This is a genomic window from Paraburkholderia sp. 31.1, assembly GCF_014397645.1.
GTDB lineage: Bacteria > Pseudomonadota > Gammaproteobacteria > Burkholderiales > Burkholderiaceae > Paraburkholderia > Paraburkholderia tuberum.
This window is the reverse complement of the sequence record NZ_VZQN01000112.1, coordinates 1-4,320: the sequence shown is the minus strand read 5'-3', so window position 1 is coordinate 4,320 and position 4,320 is coordinate 1. Positions and strand designations below refer to the sequence as shown.

2 protein-coding genes, 1 tRNA gene and 1 pseudogene are annotated in these 4,320 nt (G+C 59.2%); 2 read left to right on the top strand and 2 right to left on the bottom strand.

The window, feature by feature from the left end:
• Positions 1–284 precede the first annotated feature (284 nt).
• Together F6X37_RS35275 and F6X37_RS35270 are read left to right on the top strand one after the other, a co-directional pair.
• Positions 285–1,832, top strand: a pseudogene (locus F6X37_RS35275) (SulP family inorganic anion transporter).
• 469 nt (positions 1,833–2,301) lie between these two features.
• A complete protein-coding gene (locus F6X37_RS35270; protein WP_187614608.1) occupies positions 2,302–3,327 on the top strand; it encodes an IS630 family transposase in 1,026 nt (341 codons plus the stop codon).
• 70 nt (positions 3,328–3,397) lie between these two features.
• On the opposite strand, the gene F6X37_RS35265 is transcribed toward F6X37_RS35270, so the two are convergent.
• Together F6X37_RS35265 and F6X37_RS35260 are read right to left on the bottom strand one after the other, a co-directional pair.
• Positions 3,398–3,474, bottom strand: a tRNA-Asp gene (locus F6X37_RS35265).
• 322 nt (positions 3,475–3,796) lie between these two features.
• On the bottom strand, positions 3,797–4,186 hold the full coding sequence (locus F6X37_RS35260) for an Hpt domain-containing protein (protein WP_187614607.1): 390 nt from the start codon (positions 4,184–4,186) through the stop codon (positions 3,797–3,799).
• Between the last annotated feature and the right edge of the window lie 134 nt (positions 4,187–4,320).

Below are 4,320 nucleotides of genomic sequence, written 5' to 3'. Positions count from 1 at the left end.
AATTTCCGCTTCCGCGAAGCCGATCTGCCTCTTCATCCTCGTGAGTCCGTTCTGTGAGCTGCCTTCTATAACGTCTTCGGCTACGTGAGCGATGACCGCCGAGTTCCATTAATCAGCGTTTCCCTAGTGCACGGCTGGATCTTTTCTCTCACCGATGGCCGCATCGAGGAACTCGACTCTGGCTATTCCGCAGGTAGCACCCACCAGGACACACCACATAAGAACGCAGGCTGATCCACCACAATGAATCGCCCTCCAAATCACACTCCTCTTTTCCGTCCATCATGAATCTACGAGCGTCACTCTCAACGCTCCCACGCGACCTGATTGCGGGTGTCGTTGTCTTTCTTGTCGCGCTGCCGCTGTGCCTAGGTATTGCCAATGCATCTGGTGTTGAGCCCTTCGCAGGCCTTGTGTCCGGCATCATCGGCGGCCTCGTCGTCGCGGTTCTGAGCGGCTCGCCACTCTCCGTCAGTGGACCGGCGGCGGGCCTCGTCGTCATTCGTCGAAGGCATTGCGCGCCTCGGCAGCTTCTCGGCCTTTCTGCTCGCCGTGCTACTGTCCGGCGTCATTCAATTTGGCTTCGGAATGGTGAAGGCAGGCCGAGTGGCCGCACATGTGCCTTCGCCCGTTATCAAGGGTATGCTTGCCGCCATTGGCATATTGCTGATCGTCAAGCAGGTGCCGTTCGCGTTAGGCATGGCAGGTGACCTTGATACGCCCGTCGGCAACATGCCATTCAGCCTCCGCGCACTAACCGCCTTCGCCGTCGCGACGGTGTCACTCGTCCTGCTAGCCAGTTGGGAAACCCGAGCGCTGCGACGCTTCAGGCTTGTGCGCCTAGTCCCTGCGCCGCTCGCCGTTGTGCTGCTCGGCATTGCCGCGACGCTGTTGCTTGACATGCTGTCCCCAAGCCTCGCCTCGGCCGCCGAACACCGTGTCGCCCTGCCCGAGCTCGCCTCGATGGCTGCTCTCAGCGCCGCAATCAAGAGCGCTGATCTCGGGCCGAATTTCGCGCAACTACTGAACCCCGACATCTGGCGCGTCGCGTTGACGCTGGCGGTCGTCGGAAGTCTCGAGACGCTGCTGAGCCTGGAAGCCGTCAAACAGATCGATCCGAAGCGCCGCCCGACTCTGCCAGACCGGGAGCTGAAAACGCAAGGCGTGGGCAATCTGATTGCAGGAGCAATAGGCGGCCTGCCGATCACGTCGGTAATCGTGCGCAGCTCGGCGAACGTCAATGCAGGTGCACAGAGCCGCGTGTCCGCCATCGTGCACGGCATACTGCTGCTAGTCAGCGTGTTTGCACTCACCGGCCTGATTAACCAGATCCCCCTGGCAAGTCTTGCCGCGATCCTCATCCATACCGGCATCAAGCTCGCCAAACCGAGTTTGTTCCTGTCCGTTGCGAAACAGGGACCAGGTGCATTCGCACCGTTCATCGCGACGATAATCGGCGTGCTCGCCGTGGATCTCCTGTTCGGCATCGCGCTCGGACTCGCGGTCGTTGTCCTCATGGTCGCGTGTGCGAATTTGCGTGACCCCGTTATGTTTGCGCAGCAAGACGACCACTACCTGCTGTCTTTCCGCAAGGATGTGTCATTTGTCGGCAAGGTGAAGGTCAAGCACTACCTGTGGCAGATTCCTGACCAATCGGCCGTTATCATCGACACGACCGTGCCGACTACATCGATCACGATGTGCGCGACCTGATCGACGCGTTCATCGTCGATGCACGGGGCCGCGGTATCACGGTCGAGATCAGGCAGCAGCCACATCACGCGAAAGAACGGAATGGACGCTGGCCGTTCCGCAACCAGACCGCGCGATAAGCATTAAATAGTGGAGCAGACACAGGGACGGGTTGTGCCACGATGAGGACCACTCATCTGCCCGACAGGTAGGAATGTTGGGCGGGTGTCTGTGCAACGCCGCCATCGCCACAGCCGGATTCACCGTCTGCTCTGTCAATCGCCAGCATACGAAATGGCGGCCGTGGCAGCGTGTTGTGTTGCCGGGCGTGGGCTGTTGGGTATCGCAGCCCCGATCGGGGCAAGCGAAGATGTACGGAATGATGGTCAGCAGGGGGATGGTGGAGGCACCTTGACGATCCGATCAGCTATTCCCGCCCGGCACGTTGCAACCTCGCTGCCTGCGTAGCAGATACAACAGAACCGACGATGCCCTACGTCGAAACGTGATGAGTCTCGACGCGTTTGGGCACTTACTAACTAGTGCATAAATAAGCGAACATAAATCGACGCCATGGTCTAAGCTTTAAAGGGCTTAGGGAGAGGCGAGATGCGCGAGGACGACGGCCGGCAGCTTTCACACGCAACGCTTGAAGAGATCCGTATCCGGGCGGTCAAGCGCGTCGAAGCTGGCGAGTCGCCGGAGGACGTGATCCGCACGCTCGGATTCTCGAGGGCGCGTATTTACGAGTGGCTGGCGGCATGGCGTGAAGGGGGGATCGAGGCGTTGCGAGCCAAGGCAATCCCTGGTCGACCGATGAAGCTGCCGTCCGAGGCTATCCGCTTCGTCTATCAGACGGTCACAACGAAGAACCCCATGCAGATGAAGTTCGAGTTTGCATTGTGGACGCGAGACATGGTGCGGGAGTTGATTCGCGAACATTTCAACGTCAGGCTCTCCGAGGTGTCGGTCGGTCGACTGCTGCGCAAGCTCGGGCTTTCACCCCAGCGGCCGCTCGTGCGTGCGTACCAACGCGACCCTGAACTGGTCGAGTCGTGGATGCGCGACGAATACCCGGCCATTGTCGGGCAGGCCAAACGCTGCGGGGCACAGATCTTCTTCGTCGACGAATCGACGGTGCGATCGGACTATCACAGCGGCACGACCTGGGCACCGGTCGGTCAAACCCCGGTAGTCGAAGTCACTGGCGCGCGCTTCAAGGTGAACCTGATCTCCGCGATCAGCCCGCGTGGCCAACTTCGATTCATGTGTTTCGAAGGCAGCTTCAAGATCCCCGTGTACGTCGACTTCGTCAAACGGCTGATGCTCACCGCCGATGCGCCTGTCTTCCTGATTGCCGATGGTCATCCGGTACATCGTTGCAAAGCGATCCGGCAGCTTGCCGCGGAATCGAATGGGCGCCTTTGTCTGTTCTTCCTTCCTGCTTACTCGCCAGACCTGAACCCGGACGAGCTGGTATGGGGTTATCTCAAACATCACAGGATCGGCAAGCTTGCCATCAAAGGTCCCGGGCATCTCAAGCAGCGTGTTCGAGCGGTTCTGCGCTCGTTGCAGAAGATTCCAGCCTTGGTCCGATCCATGTTTCAACATCCGTCAGTCCGCTACGCGGCTTGACCCATGTCCGGTTACTTTGTTTCGGCTTAGTAAGTAGCCCGCGAAAAGGTTGACGACTTTCTTGAGATGTTGGCGGAGTGGACGGGACTCGAACCCGCGACCCCCGGCGTGACAGGCCGGTATTCTAACCAACTGAACTACCACTCCTTTTCGAAGTTAACCTTAGCATGTCTGCCCGCGTTTTTCCAGCAAGAACCTTGCTCAAGAAGCACGAATCCGGATTGCGTCGCTACATGGAAGATGATCCCAACAAATGTCAATATGACCAGTATTACTAATCGTGCCAACGAGTAGCATGACTGCACGAATGTTTGTGCGACGCACACCGTCTTTTATCCTGGCCCCGCGCGATGCAATAAACCCGCGAGAGCGGCCTGCGTGCAGGCTTATGGCGGCTGCGGCATCAGGAATACACGGATGAAGAAGCTGTGCAGCGCGCCGACGATGAAGGCCTTGAACTTCAAGTGGATCAAGTCAGCATAGTGGTACTCAACTGGCTATCGAAAGCATCAATCATGTTCTGCGCCGCCCCGATACCCTCCTTCGATATCGCGACTTCCATTTGAGCGCACTGCTCTGCAAGCGTGCGGTATCCAAACACATTTAGCGCGCCCCGCAACGAATGCAACTCGGCGAGTATCCGGGCCGCGTTGCCGGCATCGTACGCGGCATGGATCGCCGCCAGCGCCTCTTCGCACGATTTCAGGAATGTAGCCCGCACGTGGACTGGCATTGCACGGCCGCCCAGCATCCCATCACGTTTCCTTTCCTGTTCCTCCGCCTGCACCGCCACACCGGGCACGCCGGTCACCTCCGACAGCGTTGCCGACAGCTCGTCCAGCTGCAGCGGGTTGGCCACGACCCTTCCAGCTTCGCGAGCCCGGCACGCGACTCGCTGATTACCGCCCGCCCCCTACCGAAACCGGCAACGTAAAAAGAAGCACGGTCCGCCTTAACCGGCAAGACCGTGCAACATCACCCGTCTACAACTCC

Coding starts and splice junctions, on each gene's coding strand:
- F6X37_RS35270 (WP_187614608.1), top strand. CDS start 2,302: ATGCGCGAGGACGACGGCCGGCAGCTTTCACACGCAACGCTTGAAGAG.